This is a genomic window from Kitasatospora arboriphila (assembly GCF_039528095.1).
Taxonomy (GTDB): domain Bacteria; phylum Actinomycetota; class Actinomycetes; order Streptomycetales; family Streptomycetaceae; genus Kitasatospora; species Kitasatospora arboriphila.
Genome location: NZ_BAAALD010000071.1, coordinates 1 through 22,626 on the forward strand (window position 1 = coordinate 1; position 22,626 = coordinate 22,626).

At 68.5% G+C, this 22,626-nt stretch carries 21 protein-coding genes and 1 pseudogene; 7 read left to right on the forward strand and 15 right to left on the reverse strand.

The window, feature by feature from the left end; all coding sequences use genetic code 11:
- From ABD353_RS28520 to ABD353_RS28535, 4 genes are all read right to left on the reverse strand, one after another.
- Positions 1-1,520: hypothetical protein (locus tag ABD353_RS28520; RefSeq protein WP_344626561.1), on the reverse strand; the 1,520-nt coding region annotated here is incomplete at its 3' end.
- 3 nt (positions 1,521-1,523) lie between these two features.
- A complete protein-coding gene (locus ABD353_RS28525) occupies positions 1,524-1,847 on the reverse strand; it encodes a helix-turn-helix domain-containing protein (protein WP_344626562.1) in 324 nt (107 codons plus the stop codon).
- Positions 1,847-2,965, reverse strand: coding sequence for a tyrosine-type recombinase/integrase (locus tag ABD353_RS28530; protein ID WP_344626563.1), 1,119 nt, complete (start codon positions 2,963-2,965; stop codon positions 1,847-1,849). Before ABD353_RS28530 ends, ABD353_RS28525 begins: the two co-directional genes overlap by 1 nt.
- Before the next feature lie 347 nt (positions 2,966-3,312).
- The gene (locus ABD353_RS28535; RefSeq protein WP_344626564.1) at positions 3,313-4,905 is read right to left on the reverse strand and encodes a hypothetical protein; all 1,593 of its coding nucleotides are present in this window, start codon (positions 4,903-4,905) and stop codon (positions 3,313-3,315) included.
- Between the two features lie 333 nt (positions 4,906-5,238).
- Between ABD353_RS28535 and ABD353_RS28540 the strand changes: the two genes are divergently transcribed.
- On the forward strand, positions 5,239-5,535 hold the full coding sequence (locus ABD353_RS28540) for a dTMP kinase (RefSeq protein ID WP_344626565.1): 297 nt from the start codon (positions 5,239-5,241) through the stop codon (positions 5,533-5,535).
- Positions 5,536-5,804: 269 nt separating this feature from the next.
- Here the strand turns inward: ABD353_RS28540 and ABD353_RS28545 are convergent, their stop codons facing one another.
- Positions 5,805-6,473: a transglycosylase family protein gene (locus ABD353_RS28545; RefSeq protein ID WP_344626566.1), complete on the reverse strand. Its 669-nt coding sequence runs from the start codon at positions 6,471-6,473 to the stop codon at positions 5,805-5,807.
- Between the two features lie 643 nt (positions 6,474-7,116).
- On the opposite strand from ABD353_RS28545, the gene ABD353_RS28550 reads away from it, so the two are divergent.
- On the forward strand, positions 7,117-7,356 hold the full coding sequence (locus ABD353_RS28550; RefSeq protein ID WP_344626567.1) for a hypothetical protein: 240 nt from the start codon (positions 7,117-7,119) through the stop codon (positions 7,354-7,356).
- Between the two features lie 104 nt (positions 7,357-7,460).
- Here the strand turns inward: ABD353_RS28550 and ABD353_RS28555 are convergent, their stop codons facing one another.
- The 5 genes from ABD353_RS28555 to ABD353_RS28575 all read right to left on the reverse strand — a co-directional run bounded on the left by ABD353_RS28555 (position 7,461) and on the right by ABD353_RS28575 (position 9,703).
- The gene (locus ABD353_RS28555) at positions 7,461-7,823 is read right to left on the reverse strand and encodes a helix-turn-helix domain-containing protein (protein WP_344626568.1); all 363 of its coding nucleotides are present in this window, start codon (positions 7,821-7,823) and stop codon (positions 7,461-7,463) included.
- Positions 7,793-8,227 carry a type II toxin-antitoxin system RelE/ParE family toxin gene (locus ABD353_RS28560; RefSeq protein ID WP_344626569.1) on the reverse strand — a complete coding sequence of 145 codons (435 nt, stop codon included), beginning with the start codon at positions 8,225-8,227 and terminating at the stop codon, positions 7,793-7,795. Before ABD353_RS28560 ends, ABD353_RS28555 begins: the two co-directional genes overlap by 31 nt.
- 100 nt (positions 8,228-8,327) lie before the next feature.
- Complete coding sequence (locus tag ABD353_RS28565; protein ID WP_344626570.1) at positions 8,328-9,047, reverse strand: pentapeptide repeat-containing protein; 720 nt, start codon at positions 9,045-9,047, stop codon at positions 8,328-8,330.
- A 21-nt stretch (positions 9,048-9,068) separates the two neighbouring features.
- A complete protein-coding gene (locus tag ABD353_RS28570) occupies positions 9,069-9,362 on the reverse strand; it encodes a hypothetical protein (protein WP_344626571.1) in 294 nt (97 codons plus the stop codon).
- On the reverse strand, positions 9,359-9,703 hold the full coding sequence (locus tag ABD353_RS28575) for a DUF6313 family protein (RefSeq protein WP_344626572.1): 345 nt from the start codon (positions 9,701-9,703) through the stop codon (positions 9,359-9,361). The genes ABD353_RS28570 and ABD353_RS28575 overlap by 4 nt, the downstream gene beginning before the upstream one ends.
- Positions 9,704-9,947: 244 nt before the next feature.
- Here ABD353_RS28575 and ABD353_RS28580 point away from each other — a divergent pair, with 244 nt between their 5' ends.
- Positions 9,948-10,457 (forward strand): hypothetical protein, encoded by a 510-nt coding sequence (locus tag ABD353_RS28580; RefSeq protein WP_344626573.1) that lies wholly within the window; start codon positions 9,948-9,950, stop codon positions 10,455-10,457.
- 448 nt (positions 10,458-10,905) lie between these two features.
- Positions 10,906-11,070 (forward strand): hypothetical protein, encoded by a 165-nt coding sequence (locus ABD353_RS28585; protein ID WP_344626574.1) that lies wholly within the window; start codon positions 10,906-10,908, stop codon positions 11,068-11,070.
- A gap of 280 nt (positions 11,071-11,350) precedes the next feature.
- On the opposite strand, the gene ABD353_RS28590 is transcribed toward ABD353_RS28585, so the two are convergent.
- Together ABD353_RS28590 and ABD353_RS28595 are read right to left on the reverse strand one after the other, a co-directional pair.
- On the reverse strand, positions 11,351-11,884 hold the full coding sequence (locus tag ABD353_RS28590; RefSeq protein ID WP_344626575.1) for a hypothetical protein: 534 nt from the start codon (positions 11,882-11,884) through the stop codon (positions 11,351-11,353).
- 120 nt (positions 11,885-12,004) lie between these two features.
- On the reverse strand, positions 12,005-12,148 hold the full coding sequence (locus ABD353_RS28595) for a hypothetical protein (protein WP_344626576.1): 144 nt from the start codon (positions 12,146-12,148) through the stop codon (positions 12,005-12,007).
- 58 nt (positions 12,149-12,206) lie between these two features.
- Between ABD353_RS28595 and ABD353_RS28600 the strand changes: the two genes are divergently transcribed.
- Complete coding sequence (locus ABD353_RS28600; RefSeq protein WP_344626577.1) at positions 12,207-12,980, forward strand: hypothetical protein; 774 nt, start codon at positions 12,207-12,209, stop codon at positions 12,978-12,980.
- Positions 12,981-13,513: 533 nt separating this feature from the next.
- On the opposite strand, the gene ABD353_RS28605 is transcribed toward ABD353_RS28600, so the two are convergent.
- The 3 genes from ABD353_RS28605 to ABD353_RS28615 all read right to left on the reverse strand — a co-directional run bounded on the left by ABD353_RS28605 (position 13,514) and on the right by ABD353_RS28615 (position 19,209).
- Positions 13,514-15,067, reverse strand: coding sequence for a hypothetical protein (locus ABD353_RS28605; protein WP_344626578.1), 1,554 nt, complete (start codon positions 15,065-15,067; stop codon positions 13,514-13,516).
- Between the two features lie 830 nt (positions 15,068-15,897).
- The gene (locus ABD353_RS28610; protein WP_344626579.1) at positions 15,898-16,323 is read right to left on the reverse strand and encodes a hypothetical protein; all 426 of its coding nucleotides are present in this window, start codon (positions 16,321-16,323) and stop codon (positions 15,898-15,900) included.
- Between the two features lie 21 nt (positions 16,324-16,344).
- Entirely contained in the window at positions 16,345-19,209 is a 2,865-nt protein-coding gene (locus ABD353_RS28615) for a DUF4332 domain-containing protein (protein WP_344626580.1), read from the reverse strand.
- 265 nt (positions 19,210-19,474) lie between these two features.
- Here ABD353_RS28615 and ABD353_RS28620 point away from each other — a divergent pair, with 265 nt between their 5' ends.
- Together ABD353_RS28620 and ABD353_RS28625 are read left to right on the forward strand one after the other, a co-directional pair.
- Positions 19,475-22,012, forward strand: coding sequence for a S8 family serine peptidase (locus ABD353_RS28620; protein WP_344626581.1), 2,538 nt, complete (start codon positions 19,475-19,477; stop codon positions 22,010-22,012).
- Positions 22,013-22,135: 123 nt separating this feature from the next.
- A pseudogene (locus ABD353_RS28625) lies at positions 22,136-22,626 on the forward strand (hypothetical protein); the annotation flags it as partial.

The window sequence follows — 22,626 nt, forward strand, 5'->3', positions numbered from 1 at the left end:
GTCCTCGCGGCCTGACCACTACAACGAGGGTGTCCGTCAAAGCGGAGCAAGCTCAACCGTGTGTGGTCGCCGGGAGCGTATCGGCTCCAGGTTCCGCCGGCCTCGGTGACCAGATGAGTGGTGGTCTTGTCGTGGTAGCCGAGGGCCCGGGCGACGACGGGTGCGGGGGTTTGAAGGGCCAGGTGGCGGATCGCTGAGGCCCGGCCGCGCTGGGCGGGAATCCCGACGGCTCGAAGTCGGTCGAGCAGGCTGGTCGGGTCCATCGGCTGCCCGGGCTGGCGGCCGGGGAACAGCCAGGTTGTGCTGCGGCTGCTGGCGCGGGCGAGGCGGGGCTGTTCTGCCAGGTATGCCCGCACGAGATCGGCGACGGGTGCGGGCAGCGGCGATGGAGGGTCTCCGAGCCGGACTGTGAGGGCGTCACCGTCATCGATCATGTCCTCGGTGGTCAACCGGACGATGCGGCTGACGGGTTGGGCGTAGAGCAGGACGAGTGCGGCCGCGGGTCGGGTTCGCAGCGAGAGGCCCTCGTCGTGCAGGGCGCGGCGGAGGACGTCGAGGCGGCGGTGCTGGTGCATCGGGACCTGGTCCTGCTTGATCACATGAGGTGGCAGGACGAGTCGGGGCAGGGTGCCGTTGTCCATGCACCAGCGCAGGAAGGGCTGGGCGGGTCGGCGAGTGGCGTAGTTGTCCGCGTGCCAGGCGTCGAGGTCGGCCTGCCGACACTGCTCGAGGGTCCGGTTGCGGGCGGCGAGCCAGGCGAGGAAGGCGTCGGCCTGGGTGATCTGCTGCCGAGCCTCGGAGGTGGGGGATCGTCCGAGCGGTCCGGCGTTGGCCTTCGATCGCAGACGCCGTAGTTGGTGCCAGGTGGCGAATCGGTGCAGGAGTTGGTGTCGTGCGGGGTCCTCGACGGCTGCGAGGCGCTCGGCGAGCCAGCGTTCGTAGAGCAGGAGCCGCCGGTCGGCTGGTGGCAGGACGTTGCTCTCCATGAGCAGGTCGCGCAGGTGGGCGGCCGTGCGCCAGTGTTCCTGCTGCTGCAGGCCCTCGTGGCTGATCGGGACGCGACCGCTCGCCAGTCCCTGCAGAAGATGGATGACGTTGGGGCGGCGGAGCCAGATCAGCCTGCTCTTCGGACGGTCGAGATCCAGGAGGAGGTCCATGAGGGGTGCCAGCTGAGGGTGGACCTGGCCGCTGCCGTCGTCGAGGAGGTCGGCGAGCAGGTCGGACAGGGTGCAGCGTTCGCAGAGCCGGCGGCCGAGCAGCATCCCCTCGAAGCCGCAGCGGTCGCAGAAGAAGTCACGAGTGATCCCCGCGCAGTCCCGGCAGACCGGGACACCGTCCGGATCGCGGCCGGGCAGCAGCCGGTCGGTGCCGCAGCCCGGACAGTAGCCCCGGACTCGCATGGCGCGCTCGTAGCAGGTGCGGCAGATCGGCCCGTCGGACCACTCGGCCGACTTCGCCGCCCGCCGGCCGCACCGTGCGCACGTGCGGAGGTGCCAGCGTTCGTATTCCTCCGGCGTCACCGCTCAGTCCTCCGTCAGCCTGACCCGCTTGGGGCGGCGGGCGGCCAGGTTGATCGGCGCGTCTTGGCCGACCGCCCGCCGGGCGGTCAGGTTCTCGGCCGAGGTGGCGATCAGGTCGGTGGGCGTGCAGCCGAGGATGTTGCAGAGCGCGGCCAGCACCGGCAGCGACAGCCGTTCTGGGGTGCCGGAGACCAGGCGGTGGACCTGGGACGCGGAGAGCGTGATGCCACGCTCGGACAGGTGGGGCATCAGCTCGGTGACGGTGAACATGCCGCGGGAGGCCATCAGCTCGCGCAGGCGCCACCGGTAGCCGATCTGGCGTGGCATCAGGAGATCCTCCCCGGCCGCAGCGCGGCCTCGACGGTGGCGTCCAGGACGCGACGCAGGGTGCGGGTGCGGAAGTCGGAGGACACGCAGGTGTAGATCGCGGTGGTGGACGCGTGATCATGGCCGACCTGGTGTTGCACGAACAGCGGGTCGAAGCCGGCCTCGATCAGGTGGGTGATGTAGGACCTGCGCGGGGAGTGGAACTCCAGGGCCGGGTCGAGGCCGAGGGCATCGCGGTAGGCGGCGAAGCGGGAATCCAGGCGCTGGAGCCCGACCCGTAGGCCCCGTTCGGAGGGCCAGAGGGCTGGGCCAGTGGCGTGCCGCATGCCGGGCCGGACCTCGCTGATCCACTCGTCGACGGTGTCGGGGGTCCACCGCCAGACGGTCAGCACGCTGCGGCGCTTGGGCGGCGAGCCCTTCTTCGCCTTGCCGTAGCGGACCTGGAGGGTGCCGTACTCGCCGAACTCGCGCCCTTCGGGGTTGCGGCCGAAGTCGGTGAGGTCGAGCATGCGGGTCTCGTTGCGCCGCAGCCCGTAGCCGTAGGCGGTCTTGAACAGGGCGGCGTCGCGGAAGGCCGGCAGCCAGCCCTTGCGGCCCTTGCCGCTGACCCGCAGGACCTGATCGTCGGCGTAGTCGAAGAACGCCTCCAGCTCGGACTTGGTGAACGCCCGGCGTTCCGGCTCGCCCTCGGCCTCGTCCGCATGCACCGCCGCGTTCCACTCGTGGACCACCTGGACCGGGTGCGTGCCGAACAGGCGCAGGCACTCCTCCGCCCACCCGTAGGCCGGGTTGGTCAGGAAGTCGCAGAACTGCCTTACGGCGCCCTGGTAGTTGCGCAACGTGGAGCGGACGCAGCCGTGGACCGAGCGCAGATCCGCCGACCACTCGTCGACATGCTGCGGCGTCCACTGCCACGGCAGGACATCGGCGTGCCGGGTGAAGGCCCGCACCGTCCGCTCCTGGTCGCAGACGTACCCGGGCGACAGGTTCCGTGCGAGCTGCTGGTTGCGCCAGCCCTGGAGCATCGCCTCGAAGACCTGCTCGTCCGGCCGCAGCATCGGCAGACCGTCGACCAGGTGGAAACGAGCAGACCCCGGTGCGAGGCCGTCCTGACCCATCCGCCATCACTCTCCGTCGATCGCATTGGACGCGAGTTTTTCGCATCTGATGCGAGCCGGCGGCGTTTCCCCAGCTCAATCGCTCGATGGAGTGAAGGAGTCCGAGATAGGCCGCCGCAGTCGCTACCGTGATCCCACGCGCAGCCAGGTGCAACGTCCCTGGCAGGCCGGCAGCAGTCGGCGCTCAACGAGTTCCAGGACCGCCGTCGCCTATTCGCATCCGATGCAATTGGGGTCGGTAGAGGATTGGAACGACGAGTAGCGGGATCGGTGAGCGCCCTTGGACACCGACCTGCACCGGCCGGCCGACCACCGGAATATCGGGTGCTACAGAGCGTCCTCCGGGGTCAACGGCGTTTGCGTCCGCGCTTCCGCCAGACATCGAAGATCAACATGAAGCCAGCGCAAGCCCCGATAACCATTGCCCAGAGTACAAAGCAGCCTGCGCCATCGCCCCACGTCAGGGACATGTCCTTGAGCCCGCCCTCAATGGTGTCCGACCAAACGATTACGCCGATCATGTAGGAGATGCCAGCGCCGGTACTCCTTCCCAGAAGCTCGCTGAACAGCGTCAGGATCCACCATGTCCCGCCCCCGATGAGGAACGCGGGAGCCAGCGCGAGCAACGTGGAGATGTGCGGGATCCTGTTCGTCCTGCCTGCCGCACTGATCTGAACGACCTTGCCCTTCCACACCGACAAGGTGATGTTGGCGTCGGCCTGGACTATCTCGGCCAGTGGGCCGGCGTCGACGGTTTCCTGCCGTCCAGAGGCTCGTTCGATCTTGAGCTCCGTCGGTTCGTCCCCGTGCTCGATCTTCTTGATCACCCGGCCGGTCTCCGTGGCCAGGCAGTCGGTGCCTTGCTGTGTGGCCACGGCCTCGCAGTGAGGGGCCGAACGGTAGCCGGTGTCGTTCTGGTTCAGGATCAGGATCCACATGATCCCGCCGATCACGAGGGCCACGGGCAGAGCCCACATGCCTACCGCCACGACCCCGTCGATGAGCTTTCGAAGTCCCTTCAGCAGGCCCTTCCATCCGCTCCGGTGCGGGGGCGACTGACGGGGGTGTGTTGGAGAGCCTTGCGTGGTGGTGCGGGTCGCCGGGGGCTGGCCCGCAGCCAGCACGGGTCGTGTCGCAGCGACGGTGGGCACCAAGGCCACATCGGCCGACACCGTGTTGTCCACCTCAGGGGCACCGTTGTCCGGAGTGTTCGTGTTGTCCAGCACCTGCCCCTGGACAACGCGGGGACCTGTGCCTTTGCCTTCTCCCTGTGATGGCGTACGAACGGGGCCGAAGATCCTGTTCAGCTCTGCCAGAGACTCGTCCAGACCGTCCTGGTAGTCGTTCACCCGCTCCAGCACGGCGTCGATCTCGACCTCGGACGGGCCTTTCTCTCCGGGCAGAGACCCGAACGGGCCTTCCCCGTCCACCTCGCCGTTGTCGCTCTCGGATTGCCGGCGGGCCTGAAGCTCGCGTTCGAGGGTCTCGGCCCTAGCCAGTGCCGTGGCGGTGATGTCCTCCGCGACAGAGCGCGCCGACTGCGCCCGCTCCAGCTTGAGCTGCGTGGTGACGAGCTGGGCCTCCGTTTTCGCCAACCGGTCGAGCAGCTCCTGCGGCTCCCGGCCGCCTGCCTGCCCGCCCGCCCTGCCGAGCGCCGCCTCCAGGAACTCGGCCCGGGCCTGCAAGGACGCGATATAGCCCAGGAGCAGCTGAATCACCTGCTGGGACACCCCGAGAGCCTGCCGCGCCTGGTTGACGCCTTTCAGCGCTTCGATGTGCTCCTTCTGCAACTGGATCAGCTCGGACTCGGTCCGGGGCGCCGGCACACCAGGTGGGTTCCCTTTGGAGCGGGTCAGGGACTCCCTGGCCTCCCGCAGTAGCCTGCTGCCCTCCGCCAGACGCCGCTCTCGCAGCTCCGGCCGCTCGACGACCCAGATCATCTTCTTCAGCAGATCCGCCGGAACGAGGGTTTCCCCGGACAGATAGGTGCTCCACGCTGAAGCAGACCCACCCACCTCGTCCCGGAGTCCACGCACCGTCCGGCCATCGGCACGCTGCCTCAACCAGGCCGCTAGGCGATCTGCCTCCGGGGTCCTCCCTTTGAACCCACCCTGCGATCGCCCCATCTCCCGGCCTTTCCCCAGAGGGTTGTCCGCCCCGGCCCCCTGGTTGTCCAGTGCGCCACCAGCGGAAACACCCCAGCCACGTTGATGGACAATCAGACCACCTCGAAAGCTGGGCCTCCACCGATTCACGTCGTTATGGAGACCCAGATGCCCATCCCGCTGACAGCCTCGATGCTCAGCGTCCTGCAGCGCACCCTGCTTCTGACCCTGTTCACCCCGGCCCTCGTGCTGCTGACCCTGTCCGCGGTGCCTGCCCTTACCGTCCTCCCGTTCTTCGCCTGTGGCACCGACCGCGCCCTGCGGATCCTCGGCGCCCACACCGGCTACGCCAAGACCCTTCTGCAGTACAGCCAGGGAGAGGCCTCTGCTTCCCGCCAGCCCCGGAACGCCCACCCCGCAGTGCCCGCCCGGCGCCCCCCGACCCGTCGGCGCTCCAACCCCTGACGCCCACACGTCCCGCCCGGCCGACATCACTCCCGGGCGGGACGTCCTTAAACCCGCGTGCGCTGCCAGAACGCCTCGGCCCTGCTCTCCCTGATCAGGACCGGTCCCAGCGCTTCCTGCGCGCGCGGGAGCGGCACGCCTGGTGGAACGGCACAGTGCCCGTCCTGGCGCATCACCCCCTGGTCAGTGGGTGCCTAATGACCAACGAGGGGTGCCGGTAAGAACTCTGTCACCAGCCGCAAAGGGAGGGCCGTAAGGGCAGCAGGCAGTCAGGGCAGGCGGAGGGGCTGTCCGGCGAGGATGAGGTCGGGGTTGTCGCCGATGGTGTCCTGGTTGGCGGCGTAGAGGGCGGGCCAGCCGCCGGGCACCTGCAGGGCCTGGGCGATGCCGTCGAGTGTGTCGCCGTCCTGGACCACGATGGTGCCGTCGACCGCGGGAGGCGTCTCGGTGGCCGTGCTCTGGCCGGCGACCGACTGCCGGGCGGCGGGCTGCTGCTGCTCCTGTCGCGGCGAGGGCACCGTGTGGTGGTGGGGGCCGGTGCGTCCGGCGCGGACCCCGCAGACGGGCCACGGTGCGAGGCCGCGGCGCGCGGCGAGGTGGTCGGCGACGGCGATCTGCTGCTCGCGGCTGGCGAGGTCGGGCCGGGCCGCGTAGGCGGTGCCGCCGTTGGCGCGCCAGGTGGCCCGGTCGAACTGGAGGCCGCCGAAGTAGCCGTTGCCGGTGTCGGCGTGCCAGCGGCCGCCGCTCTCGCACGCCGCGACCTTGTCCCAGTCGGCGCCCTGCCCGCCGTTCGCCGCGGCGGCGGCGCCCACGGCGACGGACGCGGCACCCGCAGGGGCTGCCTGCGCGGAGCCGGCGAAGGCCGTCCACAGGCCCGCGGCGCAGGCGAGGGCGAGGAGTAACTGCAGGATCCGGTGGGCGACGGACACGACAGGCACGGCGGAACACTCCCCGAGAGATCGGCGATGGGGCGGCCGGCGCCCCGGGGCACCGCGCTTCCACCGTTGGCACACCCCGCCGCCCGCACCCGGCCGACATCCCGAAGAAGTCACCCGCCCGGCCGCGCCCGGCCACCCGCCCGCACCACCCCCGTCCGGAGGCGGCCGCCCACCGGCCAGGTCCGTCCGGAGCGAGCCCGGCGTACCGGACCCGGACCATCGCCGGCACGCCGCATAGCGCTCATGTTCGAGTCGAGGGTGGCGGGGCGCCCGCAAGCGAGGCCGCAATGATCTCTTTTGGAACTTTCCGTGACCGGCAAGAACCCCAAGGGATTTGGCCAAATGCACTTGTGTCAGTTCCTTGTGAGCGCGGCTGCGCATTTCCGCAGGTCGGGCCTAAGATCCGTTTTGACCTGGCACTTTCCCGATGACTTAAGTCGACGAGTCGCGCTCCAAGAATCCTTGTAGCGCCTGTAATGGGTCGCATACGGGCGGTTAAGCGGGCCTCTTGGAGTGCTCTAAGCTGGTCCCAGATCGCCCCGCTCGGGCACGCAAAAGGGCCGTCCTGCCAGACGGCCCTTCTTCAAGCTGCCCTTGCGCGGCGAGACGCTCCACGGCTCATCTACGAAGGGACAGATACATCGTGCCATACAACCAGCCGCCCGCCGCGAGCCCGATCCGGCCGAACACGCCGGCGCCGCCGCTCAGGGGCCCCATCATCCCCTGGGCCGCGGTCGCCCTGGGCACCGACAGCCTGTTCGTCGCCGGTCTCATCTGGCGGGGCGTCGACCCCGTGATCGCGGGCCTCATCGGCACGGGCCAGCTCACCGTGCCCGTGCTCGCGGTCTATGCCTGGTACAGGCCCTGGCGCCACGGCCACTGAATTCAGTTGGTAGGGGGTCACCGGCACACCCGGTGACCCCGCCGGGCCGCCAGACAGAAGGCCCACCCGCGCTACTCGCGGGCGGGCCGTTCCGGCTCAGAAGATCAGGCGGCCCGGTGGTCGGTGCCGCGGCCGACGAACTCCAGCCGCGGCAGCGGCTCGTCCGTGACGACCAGGACGTTCACGTCGAAGGCGTGGCCAAGGCGCTGCAGGATGTCGGGCGTCGGATAGACGGCGGACTCCTCGATCTCCTCGACCTGGTCCTCGGTGATCCCGACCGCCTCGGCAAGCTGCTCTTGCCGCCACCCGCGCTTCACGCGCTCCTGGTAGACCGCGCCAGCCAGCGCCGCGCACCACGCCGCCTCGATGTACGAGGGGTGCTCGTGCCAGTCCTCGCCGATCTCCCACCGGGTGTGGGTGTCACCGCGCCGTGCCATCACCGGCCGCCCTTCGTCGTCCTGCTCCACACATCATGCTCCCTCGCACCGCTGTGGTGGGAGAGGCACTGCTCCGCCGCCCGGTAGGCGCGCTCCTTCTGCCGCACGTCGTTGTCCCTGGTCTTGCGGAACGCGGTGAGCATCACGACGGTGTGCCGCGCGTCGTCCACCAGGAAGGTGATGCGGAAGGCCTTCGGCCGCAGCTCGAACACCTGGTGCTCCAGCCGCTTCACGTAGGGCTCGGTCAGGCCGCGGCCGGCCTCGGCGAGGCGCTCGGCGTGGAAGCTGACCGTGCCGTACTCGTCGTCGGAGAGGTTCTCCAGGAACCGCTGGACCTCCTCCTCGATCTCCAGCGTCCACAGCCGCACCTCCGACTCCAGCGGCCGGTCGGCGTGCTCCGCGAGCCAGCGGTGTCTCCGCGCGGGTGTCGCCACCGTGCACCTCCCCCTCCGTGTCCTGCGGCGCGATCAGGATACGGTCGCTGGGTCGACAGGCAGGTCCTGCACCAATCCCAGGACCAGTCTGCTGGGTAGGTCAGACCAGGGTGTCGCTGCGATCGGAGGCAGAGCTGCCGCGGATCTGGTACACGCCAGGGTGCACCTCCTCCGAGACCGCCAGTAGCCGCTGCCTTATGCCGCCGGGCCAGAGTGTCTCCCTGTTCCAGGTCGCACCGGTCAGGACGGCGTCGGTCAGGATGGCGCCGGACAGGTCGGCGCCGGTCAGATCAGCGTTGGTCAGGTCAGCGTTGGTGAGGATGGCGACGATCAGGTGGGCGCCGGTCAGGTTCGCGCGAGTCAGGTTGGCGTTGATCAATTCGGTGCCGAACAGGCCAGCGCCGAGCAGACGGGCGTCGGTTAGGTCGGCGAGTGCCAGGTCGGCGCGGGTCAGGTTAGCGCCGGTCAGGTCGGCGCGGGTCAGGCCGGCGCCGGCCAGGTTGGCGCGAGCCAAGAGGGTGCCGGTCAGGTCGGCGCCGGCCAGATCGCCGAGTGCCAGGTCGGCGCCGGTCAGATCGGCGCCTGTGAGGATGGCGCCGCTCAGGGAAAGACTGTGAAGTGCCGCTTTCCTGGGGCGCGTGATATCGCTGGCCCGGCTAGGGGCCTGGTCAGGGAGCTCGTTGCTCTCTGACCGCCGGGCGATGGCCCGGGCGGTGTCGGTGAGGGCTTGGGCTGGGGCGCCGGGGCAGGCGAGATACAGCACGCCACGCAGGACCTCGGCCGCGCGCCGGAGCTCGTTTTCCTCCACGTTCTCCGCCATGTCGCTCTCCACAGTAGGACCTCAGGCTCCGGTGAGCCCGGTGCAGATGGGACACCGCGAGCCGGGCACGGCGTGGAACGTCAACAGCAGGTCGGCCGTGGCGTTCTCTGCCCAGCGCAGCGCCGCCGCGCGAGTGCTCTTCGATGTTGGGGCGGCGCGCTTGAGTACGAAGGTCACCAGCTCTCTCCAGTGCTGTTCGGCGCGCTCCCAGTCCGGCTCCGAGCCGGCGGGGGTGAGCGAGTGCAGGCAGCCGAAGGCCATGACCGCATCCTCGACCTGGCCACCCTTTTTGTGCAGGTCGTGCAGCGTGATCACGCGCCTCCCCCCGGCGGCGGTGTCGGGGGCTGAGACAGCTCGCGCAGCCGACGCAAGACCTCCTCCAGCGGCTCGGCCTGGTGCGTCTGGACCTGATCGGTCACCAGGTAGCCGACCATGGCACCGACGAACGCCGGGATCGCTCCCCAACCAGCCACGGACAGCAACCAGGCAGACCAGTGCGGATCGACGCTGGGGTCGGCGGGCGAGGTGATGCCGATCATTACGTCGTAGGCCTTCGCCGCGCTGTTCAGCAGCACGGCGTTCAGGACAAACAACGCGGCGCACAGGCCCAGGACCCAGCTCGCGCGTGTCAGCAGCCAGTACGGGAGCCTGCCCAACGCGTGACGCTCGGCCCACCGGCTCCTGATCCGCTGCTCCCAGGTCGGGGGTGGCGGCACCGCCGGGGGCGGCGCGGGAGCCGGCGGGGGCGGAGCTGATGTCGTGTCAGGCTCGGGCACGGCCCTCACCGTAGCTGTCGCACCGATGGCGGCGGACCGGAACCGCGGGATCCGGGCTGCAAGTCCGGCTTCGTTCTGCCAGCAGCAGGATGCTGAAGGACGCCCCGGACGGCCAGGTAGGTTTTTGCGGCCATTACTACGGCGACCCCACACCGGCGAGAACCTGGCCGCAGCACCGGACCACGCCCACGCGGCCGCGGACCTCGTCGACCTGGCCCTCGCCCAACACGCCACGCAGCTTGTCGCCCTGACCGACGCGGCACCGCCGACGCTCGAACTTCCGACGGACCCGCACGACACGCTCGTGCGCCTCGCCCAGCTCATCACCGAGCCCGTGGGAAGGCTGGTCGAGCGTCAGCATCCGGCGGCGGCCACCCTTGCCGAGAAGTACGAGGAGGGCTTCGGCTGCGGCTGCGAAATCACCCTCACCTACCAGGGCGTGGAATGGACCCTCTACCGGTCCGACAGCGCGTGGTCGCTGATGCGGGCGGACGCCGTCGGCGAGGACGGCATCGTCCGGGAGTGGCGAGACCTTGAGGTGTCGAGCGCGACCCCGCACCCCCAGCACCTGTACGTGGCCCTGCAGGACACCCTCGGCCGGGAGTTCAAGGAGAAGGAGCACGCGCGGGACTGACTGCCAGCGGGGTCGTAGACGTGCAGCCGGTCGACATTGCAGGGGCCGTCTCCATGCGCACGGTCTGCCGGGGCAACCGAACAGCTAGGGCAGCCCCCGCGGCGAGCTTCCCGACGCTCGACATTGAGCGAGTGAGCGGATCATGCAGCTGCGCGCTGCCGCCGCGCAGCGCGGTCGTGCACTCGGTGGTCGAATTCACCGACGTCTCTGCCGTCTCGCGGTTTCGCGGTCTCGCTGAGTTTGGCCGGGTGAAATCTTTCACTCGCTCTGACCTGCGCGTTCTCCGGACTCGACATGCAGCGTGCAGTTCTGACGTGCTGTTCGGTTGGTGACGTTTGAGTAACGGGGGGTGGGAGCGCGTACGGTTCTCCTCAGCACCACCACCTCACCCGGGCAACCCATTGGGCCGCCGGTCCGGCGGTCATCGCCGAGGTTGAGGAGGGGCGCGATGCCAAGTACCGAGCAGAGCGAGCAGGATCCGCAGGAAGGGTCCAGCGAGCCGGCGAGGGGGGAGGCGGAGCGCCGCAAGGAGAGGCTGATCAAGACCGCGGAGCTGGTGGTCAAGACAGCGGTTCTGTTGGCGGACCTGTTGCACGCATTCGGCGTGATCTGAGGTCGCGGACAGCAGAACGGCCCGGCTGGAACCGGGCCGCGATCCTGCGGTGAACGGGGTCGTCCTCGATGTGGCCTAGGAAACCACGAGGGCGGCCCCTCTTCTGTGCTCGTGTGGTCGTGCGGCGGAGCCGGTCGGACCTCGGTGCACGGTCCCTAAAGGTACACCGCGCGACCTTTCGTGACTCCCCTGTGGCTCACCCTGCAGGCTCCGCGAGGCGGGGGGAGAGCGCCCTGGGCGCTGGCTTTGGCCGGCCGCCGGCTTCTGACTGGGCGGGCTGTTACTTGTCGAGGTTGCGGAGGTCGGCCAGGCCCTTCGCGGCCGTGTTGAGGAAGGAGCCGTGCCGGTTCTGCTCGTGGGCGAAGAACGACGCGATGTGCTGGAAGGTGCGGAGCACGGGCTGACCGGCGAGGTGGGTGTCGTAGGCCGCGCGCTGCTTCGGCGATTCCCAGTCGGGGGTGGGCAGCTCGGTGGCCGGCCGCCAAACGGCCTCGGGCTGGCTGTCGTCGTCGGGCTTGGTGACGACGAACGCGAGTCGATGGGTGGCCTGGTTGCGGGCCCATCGGGCTCCGGTGAGGAGCGAGCGGCCGTAGGAGTCGGCGCCGGTGGCGTAGGTCTGGTCGTCTCGTGCGGCCTCTTCGATCGCGCAGGCCCAGAACAGGCACTCGGTCGCGGAGGCGAGGACGGTGAGGCCGTCGTCGTCCTGGGGGGATGCGGCGGCGTCGGCCTGGAGGCGGAGGACGGCGCGGTGGAAGCCGATCAGGGCGGTCGTGATCTGGTCGGGGTCTACGGTGGTGGGGCTGGCAGGGGTCACGCGGGTGCCTTTCGCTGCGGAGGGGTTCACTGCGGCAGGTTGCCGACCGCGGCCTGTCGGCCGCAAACCAATTGCCGCGTGCGGCGGGGATGCGCCGGCCGGGGCTCCTGCGGACCAAGCTCACGCGCCCCCCGGCGGCGGTGCCGGGGGCTGGGACAGCTCGCGCAGCCGGCGCAGGACCTCCTCCATCGGCTCGGCCTGGTGCGTCTGGACCTGGTCGGTCACCAGGTAGCCGACCAGGGCACCGACGAACGCCGGGATCAACGGCCGGTGCTTAGCAGATCGCTCCCCTGGTGTCGGGCAGCGCTGCCATCCTGATCGAATGGGGATAGAGGAAGAGGAGGCCTGGGAACTGGACATGGTTCTCGGCCAGACGGTGGCACTGCTCGACCGGCGCGGCGAGCACGAGGCGTACCAACTACTCATGGACGCCACAGCGATCGACATCGAACGGGCTCCTTGGGGTTGGAACGAAGCTCCGTCTCTGAGAGTGGTCCTCCTGATGGAGAGCCACCTGATGTCCGCGTTCACCGACGCGATGTACGGACTGATCAGCGACGTGCTCCTGGAAGTCGCCCGCCGGCGGGGCTTCCAGCACGCCAACCGTCTGGAGATCAGGGAGGTCCTTCCCGAGATCGGGCCGGACTGGCGCGCACAGTATGCGAGCCGGGCAGCCGACCGCCCGACGAACCAGGCACGCCGGGAGCGCACCGCACCGACCGTCCTCACCGAGGATGGGCTGGCCTTTGCCAGCAAGGAGGAGCACACCGTCTACCTCGCCCTGAAGCACCTACAGGGCGAGGCCCAGGAAGACAAGACGATCGCCATCGCACCCCTCCCCGGTGTGCGGCTTCGGGCCGGCCACACCTGGACCCCCGACATCGCCGTCCTCGGCAACGGCCGCGCCGTCATCTTCGAGGTCGACGGCCCGCACCACCGCCAGTCCCGCCGCTACGCCGACGACCGCAACCGCGACCTGCAGTGGCAGCGCTGCGGCGTACCGGTCGTGCGCCTGCCCGTCGAAGACCTCGCCGACCCTGACCAGCTCATCAAGCGGCTCCGCGAGGAACTTCTGCGGCACCTCTGGTCACGCTGAATGTCTCGGACGCCCGGGAGGCCGTCGCCGCACGCGCAGCCGGCCCGCCGCCGTGGCGGTCGCGAGTGGCTCCCGGGCAGGCAATGGGTGGCCCGGGAGCCACACCGATCCTCCCACTTCTCTGCCCTGGCGGGTCACCGAGCGACGGTCGTGCCATTCGCGGTGCGCGGGTTCAGGGCAAATGGGGCCTGTCCGACGAGGATGAGTTCGAGGTTGTCGCTGGGGATGTCGTGGTTGGCCCCGTGAGGAGGGCTGCTGCGCGGGGACGGTGTGATGGCCGGTCGTATGGCCCGGACCCTGCAGATCCAACATGGGCTGTCACAGCAATAGCATTGCGCCGGTGGCAAAGAGCGGGCATCAAGGGTGCTGCCGCAGGCCGTCCACAACCAATGACGCAGCACCGGCGGTCTGCCGAGCGTGGCCACGGACGACTGAGCGGCTGGCCTGTAGCAGTTCGCCGGCCCCAGCCGCCGCCCCGTGGGACGGGATAGCACTGGGGCCGGCGAACTGCTAGAGGCCTCGGGCGCCCTTCCTCACTTCACCAGGGCCTCGCCGTAGTGGCGGTGGAAGAGGGTCAGGACGTCGAAGGTGAGGGTCTTGCCCTGCAGGTCCTCGCGGTCCGTGTGCACGGTGGCGTGGCGCAGGTCCGAGATCTTGACGTCGGTGACGTTGACCGTGGGGTCGTCGAAGCTGAAGGTCACCTTGCCGGGTTCGAGGTCAGCATCGTTGATGATCTTCACCTCGACGCGGCTGCCGTTCGCCTGCGCACTTGCCTTCGGAAGCGGCAATGGCATGTCCCAGGTCTCGATGAACACCTCGCCGGAGCGCGGTCGCCCGACCGCGTCGGCCTCGACGACAAGGTAGTCCATGCTGACCACATTGGGGATCAGGCCGCTGCTGTAGCACTCGGACGCCGAGAAGTTGCAGACCAGGGGCATTTCGTGGTTGAGCAGCTGTGGCTCCGGAAAGTGCCCGCCGCCGGCCGACGAGTTGCTGGAGAAGAGCTTTCCATCGGTGGTGCTGACCACCATGATCAGCCCGTGGCCGTCGCTGACACCGTTGCCGAAGGTATTGCCGCTGCCCAGGGTGCTGGGGAAGACCTCCAGTTCGGTCTTGTTCAGCTCACCTTTGACCCGGATGGCCTCGACCAGCAGGTCTGAGGCGACGACGTAATTCAACGCCAGGGCCTCGTTGTCGCTCTGCATCCCGATGGGGGCGTGGAAGGCTCCGCCCTTGTCCACGATCGGTTTCTGGTAGCCGGGGTGAGGGATGAAACCCTGCTTGGTGGCCGGGGTGAGGTCGATGGGCTGCGGCGGGTCAAAGGATCGTCCCCCGTCGCGGGAGGTGCACAGGGCCGGGACGAGCTGGCCGTCCCGCAGGAGGTCAACGCGGCAGACGACGTCGTGGCCGGAGATCCCGAAGGAGACCCCACCGACTGTGTCCTCGTCCACAAGGACCTGCTCCGGTGCCATGTCCTGGCCTTCGACGCGTCTGACGTAGATGCGCCCGGTGTCACGGCACTTGTATCCGAGGACCCCGTAGGGCGGTTCCTCGGTTTGTACCAGTCCGATCGGCACCTGGCTGTAGGCGAAGAACGGGAAGTCGATGTTGCTGCCCTCTGAGGGAACGCGAGCGCCATCGTGCCAGAGTTCGCCCTTGCCGTCCTGACGGGTGATCCAGGTGGCGTCGACCTGCCCCGTGTACTTGTTCAGTGCGATGTGGTAGCGCCAGATCGCGCCCTCGGCGAGGACTTGGCGCCCGATTTGTGCCTCGGAGGCGGCGGGCTGCAAGTAGCTGCTCAAAAGCAGCCGGTGGTGCTCGACGCTCGCGGCCCATGTCCTGCGTCGCATGTCGTCGCGCAGGATGAGCACCTGCGGCCCGGTGAAGTACCGGGTGCTGTCCGTCGACCGTGAGATCCTCCGTCCTCCGTGGACGTCTCCTTCCGGCTTCCAGTGGCGCGGCAGGATCTCGCGGGGAAGCGGCTCACCATCGAAGTAGCTGTCGTTGAGGGTCAGGCGTGGCGAGACTCGCCAGTGGCCGTGTCTCTCCGTCAGTTCGTCCTGTTCTGCACGGGTCACGAAGCGCACTACACCCTCCAAGGGGCCTCGGGCCGGCCACCGGGATCTCCCAAGCGGCGACTCCCACTGCCACATCTGCGGAGCTGTCGCCCTACGACCCGAGCACGACCAGCACCTACACGTGGCCTCACCCGGCACAGTATTGTCCGGTTCATGCTGATTGTCTCGTTATGGCAACCGCGTGGCGGTGTAGAGCATCTGACGGCCAGACTGAAGCTGCCATCCCGGACGGATCATGCTCTCCCGAAGGTACGGTCGACTTCCGTCTTCAATGACGCCACCGCTCCGCACCGTCCGAGAGTGCGTCCTCCTGCTTGCCGTACGCCTCCAGCGCCGAGGCGTCCATGATGTGGGCTTCCGGGATCGGAACGGCCAGCAGCAAGAGCGTCAGCCGGTGAGCTGCTCCGGGATGCGGCTGGCGGCACGGAGTTTCTGCAGGTCGGGCATGTGGTTGTAGAGGGTGCCGGGGGGCTGACGCAGCGATCGAAATGATCGAGTGCTCGGGCTGGGGAGAGCATGCTGCAGGCGGCCCAGATGATCTCGGGGGGGGGGGGGGGGGGGGGGCAGTGGCTTGCCCGCTGAGCCCTACCGCGGACGCGGGCGGCGTCCAGGCCCTCGAAGGCGTGGACGATCAGCTTGCGAGTGAGTGGGGAGATCCGTCCGCTGGATCCGTAACGCATGAAGGGCGGCCCCCGCCGGGCAGTCTCGGTGAGCGCGGCGATCAACGCGCGCACGCGGCGGCGCAGCAGACGCCGAGCGGCAGCGCGTCACACTTGCCCTGGACGTGCCGCGGTCCAGCTTCGCCTGGAAGCAGCGCATCGCAGCGGGGTAGTGGGCGGTCACCCGAAATGCTCCTGCTCGGCTCTGTCGTCGTCGATTTCGTGAGCGCGCTTACCAGCCGTGATTACTTTGTAGATGCCATCGTTGTCGGCGAGGTCCGAAAGGTTCTCGGTCAAATGGGCGATGATCTCCGGCGCGCGGCGAAGACTTTTAAGGATACGATCCGTATCGCCAGGGCTTGGCAGCTTTTCCGTTAAGACTTCCTGGCTCGCTCCACCCAGCCGCTCAGCTTCCATCTCCTTGGGGCTGCGCGTGTCCGAAGACATTGTCGCAGCAGGCGGCAACCTCAGTAGTGGGTTGGATTGCACTGGGCGTCCGTCGCCTCCTCCTAAGGCGGTGAACGCAATCATCACATCGGCTACAGCGACTCTTGTGAGAGACTTCCAGTGGACCTTCTCTTGCTTCCAGTGCGATGTCTCGGTCATGATCTGCCGCCTTCCGTCACGCTAACTTTCATCACGCCGCGGCTTGCTTTGATGCGCCGACTGGTTGTTCCCAGGTGCAGCCTGATTAGCGAGAGCCGGGAGGCGGTGCCAGAATCTGAGGATCGACGGAAAGTGCGGGTGCAGGTTGTGCGGTAGCCCTCGCAGATCGTGGAATACCCAGGCATGGGTGGTGTTGATCGGGTTCGGGGCGGACTGGATTACCTTTTTGAGCCAGGCGGAATCTTCCGGGATCTGTACGCCAATGTCGGCGGCTTGTGCCCGGAGGCGGGCGTGGAGTTTATCGGCGTCTTGCGTTGCGAGACGGGCTGGAGAGTCGATGCCTTCCTGGAGTAGCAGCCCGACAACGGGTGGGATCCTGAGTTGCCCGTTTTGGCTGGAGAGTCGTTCGGCGAGTTGCGCGATGTTGCGGTAGTGCTCGATCTGGAGTAGGGGCACATTCAGGTACCTTGCGAGCTCGTAGCGCTGAAGAAGGGTGGAGGTCAAGCGAACGAGCTCGCTTGCGTTGCCCAGGCCGGCCTCTTTGAGATTGTTTCGGCATGAGTCGAACGCGGGAAGGTCCAGGATGTTCGCCGGGAGAGTGTGGCCCGTAAGTTCTTGGAACGCACTGACTTCGCGCAGGGGGCTCAGGCACGGGTCATTCCAAGCTTCTTCCTTGTCGTCGGCGGTGGGCAGCGCCAGCCGGAGGTCGTGCAACGCCTTGGACCTGGCCGACTGAGGTTGTTTGGTAACAAGTCGTTTGATGGTGTCCAGACATGCGAATTCATAAGCCAGCAGCGGTGTCGGTTCCTTGCTCCGATCGATCCGGGATCTCCTGTCCGACAGCTCTTTGAGGCACGCCTCGAAGGATGCGGCGATGGGCTTGCTCTGAGCTACCAAGAGACGAAGCTCAGACGTGCCCTCACGGGTACGGAGTTTCCTGCAGGCCTCCTCCAACTCGTCTCGGAAACACCTGACCGACACCTTGGCCCGATACAAGCGATACCAGCTCTGTAGCGGTGTTGCCTCCGGGTCGAGTCTCGAACGCACGTGAAGGTTGATCCACTGGGCGGCACTGTGGTGCCGACCGCGAAGCCTTAGCAGCGTCCACTTCGGGGGCATGTTCGACAGCTCCCGGTCCAGGTCTTGGGTGAACCGCTGATACTGCGGGTCGTCGAGGTCGATGCTCTGCTGGACCGCCCAGATATGTTCGAGCCGTGCCAGCACGTTGTCGGGGTCCTCGTTGACCGAGCGGGCGAGGAGCTGGATTTTATGGGTCTTGTCCTCGGGCGGTTCGAGAAGTGAGGTGCTGGTGGCGATGACCTGCAGTGCGACGCTTCGCCATTCGCGTGCGCCGCAGAGGCCGTCGCGGAGTTCGGGATGACGGCGGCTGAGCTCGACCAGGATGAAGACGGCCGCGCCGGTCAGGAGTTGGGCTTTGGCGCGTCGGGCGGAGGTGGTGTCTTCGAGGGCGGGCAGGCCGAGGTCGCGTCGGCTGAAGATGACGCTGGCGGCCTGGCGGTTGTTCCGGCTGAGGCTGATGGCGACGCGGTTGTCGTCCACGAGTGAGGCCCGGGCACGCCAGGTCAGGTCGGGCCGCAGGTTGAAGAGCATGCTGGAGAGAGCGCCCAGGACCTTGCCGGCCGGCAGGGGGCTGAGGTCCTGGGTGCTGAGGGCGGTGCTGAGGGGGGTGGACCCGTTCGATCCGGTGGCGCTCAGTTCCTTGGGAGTCTCCCGGCCGAGGGTCTGGAGCCGGGCGAGCAGGTAGTCGGTGTCGACGGGATCCGGGGCGGATGTGGAGTCGGCCGGCGACTGCACCGCGACCTGCAGTCGGCGCGTCTGCCCGAGGACGGCCGTGGTCAGCAGGACCCCTACGGCGGTGAGCATCGCGTACCCGCTGAGGAGACGGTCGTCCGACGCTGCAAGGGCGAAGCAGGAGATCAGTGTTCCTGCCAGGCCGAGGAGGATGAGCGGCGCAAGGAGTCGGAATCCCCAGTCCCCCAGCGCATGTCTGACGCTGTAGCACCAGCGGCTGCCCGGGTGTTTGATGCAGTAACACCATCGGCTTTGGGGGTGTTTGATGCAGTACTGGTGCCACCGACCGCCGTGGTCGCTTGTCGTGGGGGGATCTGTAGAGCCCTTGGGTGGTATGTCCTGGCCGTTGACGAACTGGGCCCGCAGGGCTGCTGCGGTCACTGCGATCAGGAGGACGCCGGTGACTATCGGGGCCACGGAGTGGGGGATCGTCTTCGCCTGGAACGGTCTGAACATGGGGTAGATCGGGAGCATCAGGGCTGCACCAACGAGGAGCAGCACGCCAATGCATCCCAGAGGCCGGCGCCACCGGGGGGTCCAGGTGACGGAGTCGACGTGGACCACTACACGGGTGGCCAATCCGCTGATGGAGAACAGGATGAGTGCGGAGGCTGCGGCGACGGCCAGGAGCGTGATGAGGGGGAGGAACCAGTCGGAGTAAAAGGAATCCCACCGTGGTCTCGCGTATGAGAGGCCGTCCTCGTGGCTTTGGCGGGCGGCGATGGTGGCGAGGCCCGCGAGTGCCTTCGGGTCGGTGGGGTTGGCGTTCAGGGCCGTCTGGAACTCGGTTTTCGCTGCTTCGAGGCTGCCTTGTTGGAGCAGTTGGTTTCCTTCGGCGTCCGCTGCGGCCGAGATGTACTGCAGGCCTTGGATGGCGCAGGCGGGTTGGGGGTTGGCTGATTTGTAGGTCTCGACGGCGGCGTCGAGCTGTCCGGCCTGGATCTGCATCTCGCCGGTCTGGCAGACGGTGGCCGGGTCGGGCGCGGTGTCGGCGTGGCTTGGTGTGGGTGGGGTCGCCACGGCGGCGGCTGCGAGGAGGGTGGTGCCGAGCAGCAGTCCTAAGCGCGTGCGCATTCCTGGGTCCCCCTGTGGTTGGGAGGTCCTGTGGCCTTCTCTTCGACCGTAGGACGGTCGTCGGTGGGTCGCGCTCCAGCCGATCAGACCCCTGTTTTAGACAACCGCCAACCCCACCACCCTCCCACAGCAAGCCCCGCGCGCGCCCCCTCCCCGTACCGTCCCCACGAACCCCGGCCACGCTGCGGCTGGGAGGGGGTGTGGTCGGCGATTGTCTAAAACAGCTCTTATGGAGGGGCCGGCCTGTCCGGCGCAGGCTGGAAGCATGAGCCCGAAAGACACATCAGAACCGCCATTCCCCGGCCGCACGTTAGGCCGCGGCGCGCGCTGGCTCACCGCAGTCGTCATCATCCTCGCCGTCGCCCTGCTCACCATCGTGTGCGGCCTGTGGCTGTTTCCCGGGCTAACCGACGACACCACTGCCCGCTGGACCGCCGCCACCGCCACCGCCACCGCCATCGGCCTCGCACTAGCCACGCCACTCTTCGACATGCTCCTGCGCTCCGAAAGGAGGCGACCGCCAATGCGCGTGCGTGTGATCGCCTACTACATGCATGAATCCGAAGAAGCCGCCGCACTGAGCATCCTCGGAAACGCCACGTCCACCGGCAGCTTCGTCGTCGGGGACGCCCAGGAGAGCGACCTGCCGCGTCTGAAGCAGGCCGGGCTGATGGTCGACCGGCTCGACCAGGTCGAGTCGTCGGCGCTGGGCCGTTCGGCGCTCGCCGTGTCGGGTTCCGCCGCCTGCGCCGCGGCGGAGGCCGCGCCCAAGGCCGAGGCGATCCCGCTCGCCCCGGGAACGCCTGGCCAGTGGGTGCTGCGGCTGGGCGAGCCACTACTGGAGGCCTACCGGCAGCAGATCCGCGCCACCGGCATGGTGCTGCAGCAGGCCTTACCCTCCCGTGCCTACCTGGCCACGGCGACCCCCGAGCAGGCGGAGACCGTGATCAACCTGCCCTTCGTCAAAACGGTGGAGCGCTACGGCCCGCGGCTGGCCGCTCCGGTGCGCCTAGCGGCCGCCGAACCGGGCGGCGGGCCCGAGGCCGCCGAAGCAGCGGAGGCAGAACCCACCACCCGCACCTGGGACCTCGTGGTGACCGACGAGGCCGTACGCCCGTCCGTCCGGGACTGGATCGCCGCCCGGGTGGACGACCCCGCCGCAACGATCCTGGCGGAAAGCAGACGCCGCCTACGCATCCGGCTGCCCGCCGGCTCCCCGCTCGAGAACCAGATCAAACAGGTCCCGGGCGTCTCCGAGATGAGCCAGTACGTACCGCCGCAGCTACTGAACGACGTCGCCCGCGACCTGCTGGGCGTCACTGCGAACGGCAACCCCGGCATCGCCGACCTGCCGTTCCGCGGGAAGGGCCAGATCGTCGCGGTGGCCGACACCGGACTGGACTCCACCCACCCGGACTTCGCCGGCCGCGTCGTCAACGCGGTGGCACTGGGCCGGCCCGGCGACACGTCCGACCCTCACGGCCACGGCACCCACGTGTCCGGCTCCCTCCTCGGCGACGGCTCCGCCTCCGCGGGCGCCCTACGGGGCGTCGCGCCCGAAGCGACCCTGTACGTCCAGTCTCTCCTGGACTGGACGGGGGAACTCCGTCTGCCGCAGTCCCTGCATGACCTCTTCGAGCCCGCGTTCCAAGCCGGCGCCCGCATCCACAACAACAGCTGGGGGGCGGAGACCGAAGGGGCGTACACCGGTAACTCCGACGACGTCGACGCGTACATGCGCAGCCGGCGCGACATGCTGATCATCATCGCGGCAGGAAACGAGGGCACGGCAGCGGTGCGCCGGCACTCGGCCCCAGGGTTCGTCGACTGGCTCTCCGTGGCGTCCCCCGGGACGAGCAAAAACGCCCTGACCGTCGGCGCCTCCCGCACCAGTCGGACCAACGGATCGGAGGTTGGAGGCCTCACCTGGGGTGAATGGCGCGAGCGCCGGCCCTCCCTCAATCGGCCGATCGTCCCCTTCCCCGATCCGCCGATCGCAAGGGAGAGGGTTTCCGGCGACTCGCAGGGGCTGGCCGCGTTCAGCAGCCGCGGCCCCTGCGACGACTGGCGGGTCAAGCCCGACGTCGTCGCCCCCGGTACCGACATCCTCTCGGCGCGCTCGGCCACCGCACCAGCGAAGAACTACTGGGGCCTGCACCCGAACACCAGCTACGCCTTCATGGGCGGCACCAGCATGGCCACACCGCTGGTCGCGGGGTGCGCCGCCCTGGTCCGCGAGTACTACATGCAGGTGCAGCAAGCCAGACCCAGCGCTGCCCTGCTCAAGGCCACCCTCATCAACGGGACCAAGACGCTGACGGGCCAGGACGCGACCGCCCACGACCCGCACTACCAACAGGGGTTCGGCGCCATCCACATGCCCACGACGGTGCCCAACCCTGGCAACCCGGACCTCGTGCTCAGCTTCGTTGACAACTGGGAGACCCCCGCCCAGCAGCTGCACAAGACCGGCGCCCCAATCCGCTTCTCCGTCGAGGCGGAGGCCGGCATGCCGCTGCGGCTGTGCCTCGCGTACACGGACTTGCCGGGCCGGGCCCTGCAGAACGACCTCAGCTTGATGGTGGAGGCCCCCGACGGCACCAAGCACTTCGGCAACGCCGGTCTGCCTGCCCAGCTGCGCGCCTGGGACTGCGTCAACAACGTGGAGGTCGTCCGCTTCCCGACGCCGACGCCCGGCAGGTATCTCATCCAGGTCTTCGCCCGCAACCTGCTGGAGGGACCGCAGGACTTCGCCCTGGTGTGCACGGGCAAGCTGACGGCCCTTCTCAGGCGGGTGCCCTAACCATCGGCCCCCTGTGAAGGCCGCCCGCCGCCCCGCAGAAGAATCGTGGGCGCTGGTCCCGGCGCGCAAGTGCGGAGGGCTGCGAGGCGGCGCACTCTGGAGATCGAGGGCAGGGGTTGCAAGGTGCGCGACGGACTGATCGAAGCAACGGAAGCGGGGCTTGTCCTTGAGCTGACCCGCACATGGGGGCCTGCACGACCGCGCCAACGCCTCAGGAAATTACCGGCCACGCGCATCCGCGATCTCTTGCTCGGGCGCATTGGCGGCACGCCTGATCCCCGAGGCATCCGCCTGGTTGGGGCACGGATCACCGGCCAACTTGATCTGACTGATGTGCGCAGCATCCTCCCGCTCCAATGTCAGAACTGCCGATTCAACGAACCAATCGTCCTAGACCGCGCCCAACTGTCGGGCATGTCGCTTCTCGGGTCTGTGCTGCCTTACCTGTCCGCCGAGCATCTATCTCTGACACATTCCCTGGACTTGGCCCGCGTCACGGCCACTGGCCGCGGCCCACTCGGTGTGGTGCGCCTGCTGGACGCGCACATCGCCGGCGACCTCGACCTGGCCGGCGCCAAGCTGACCAACAAGACGGGCCCGGCCCTGCACGCCGA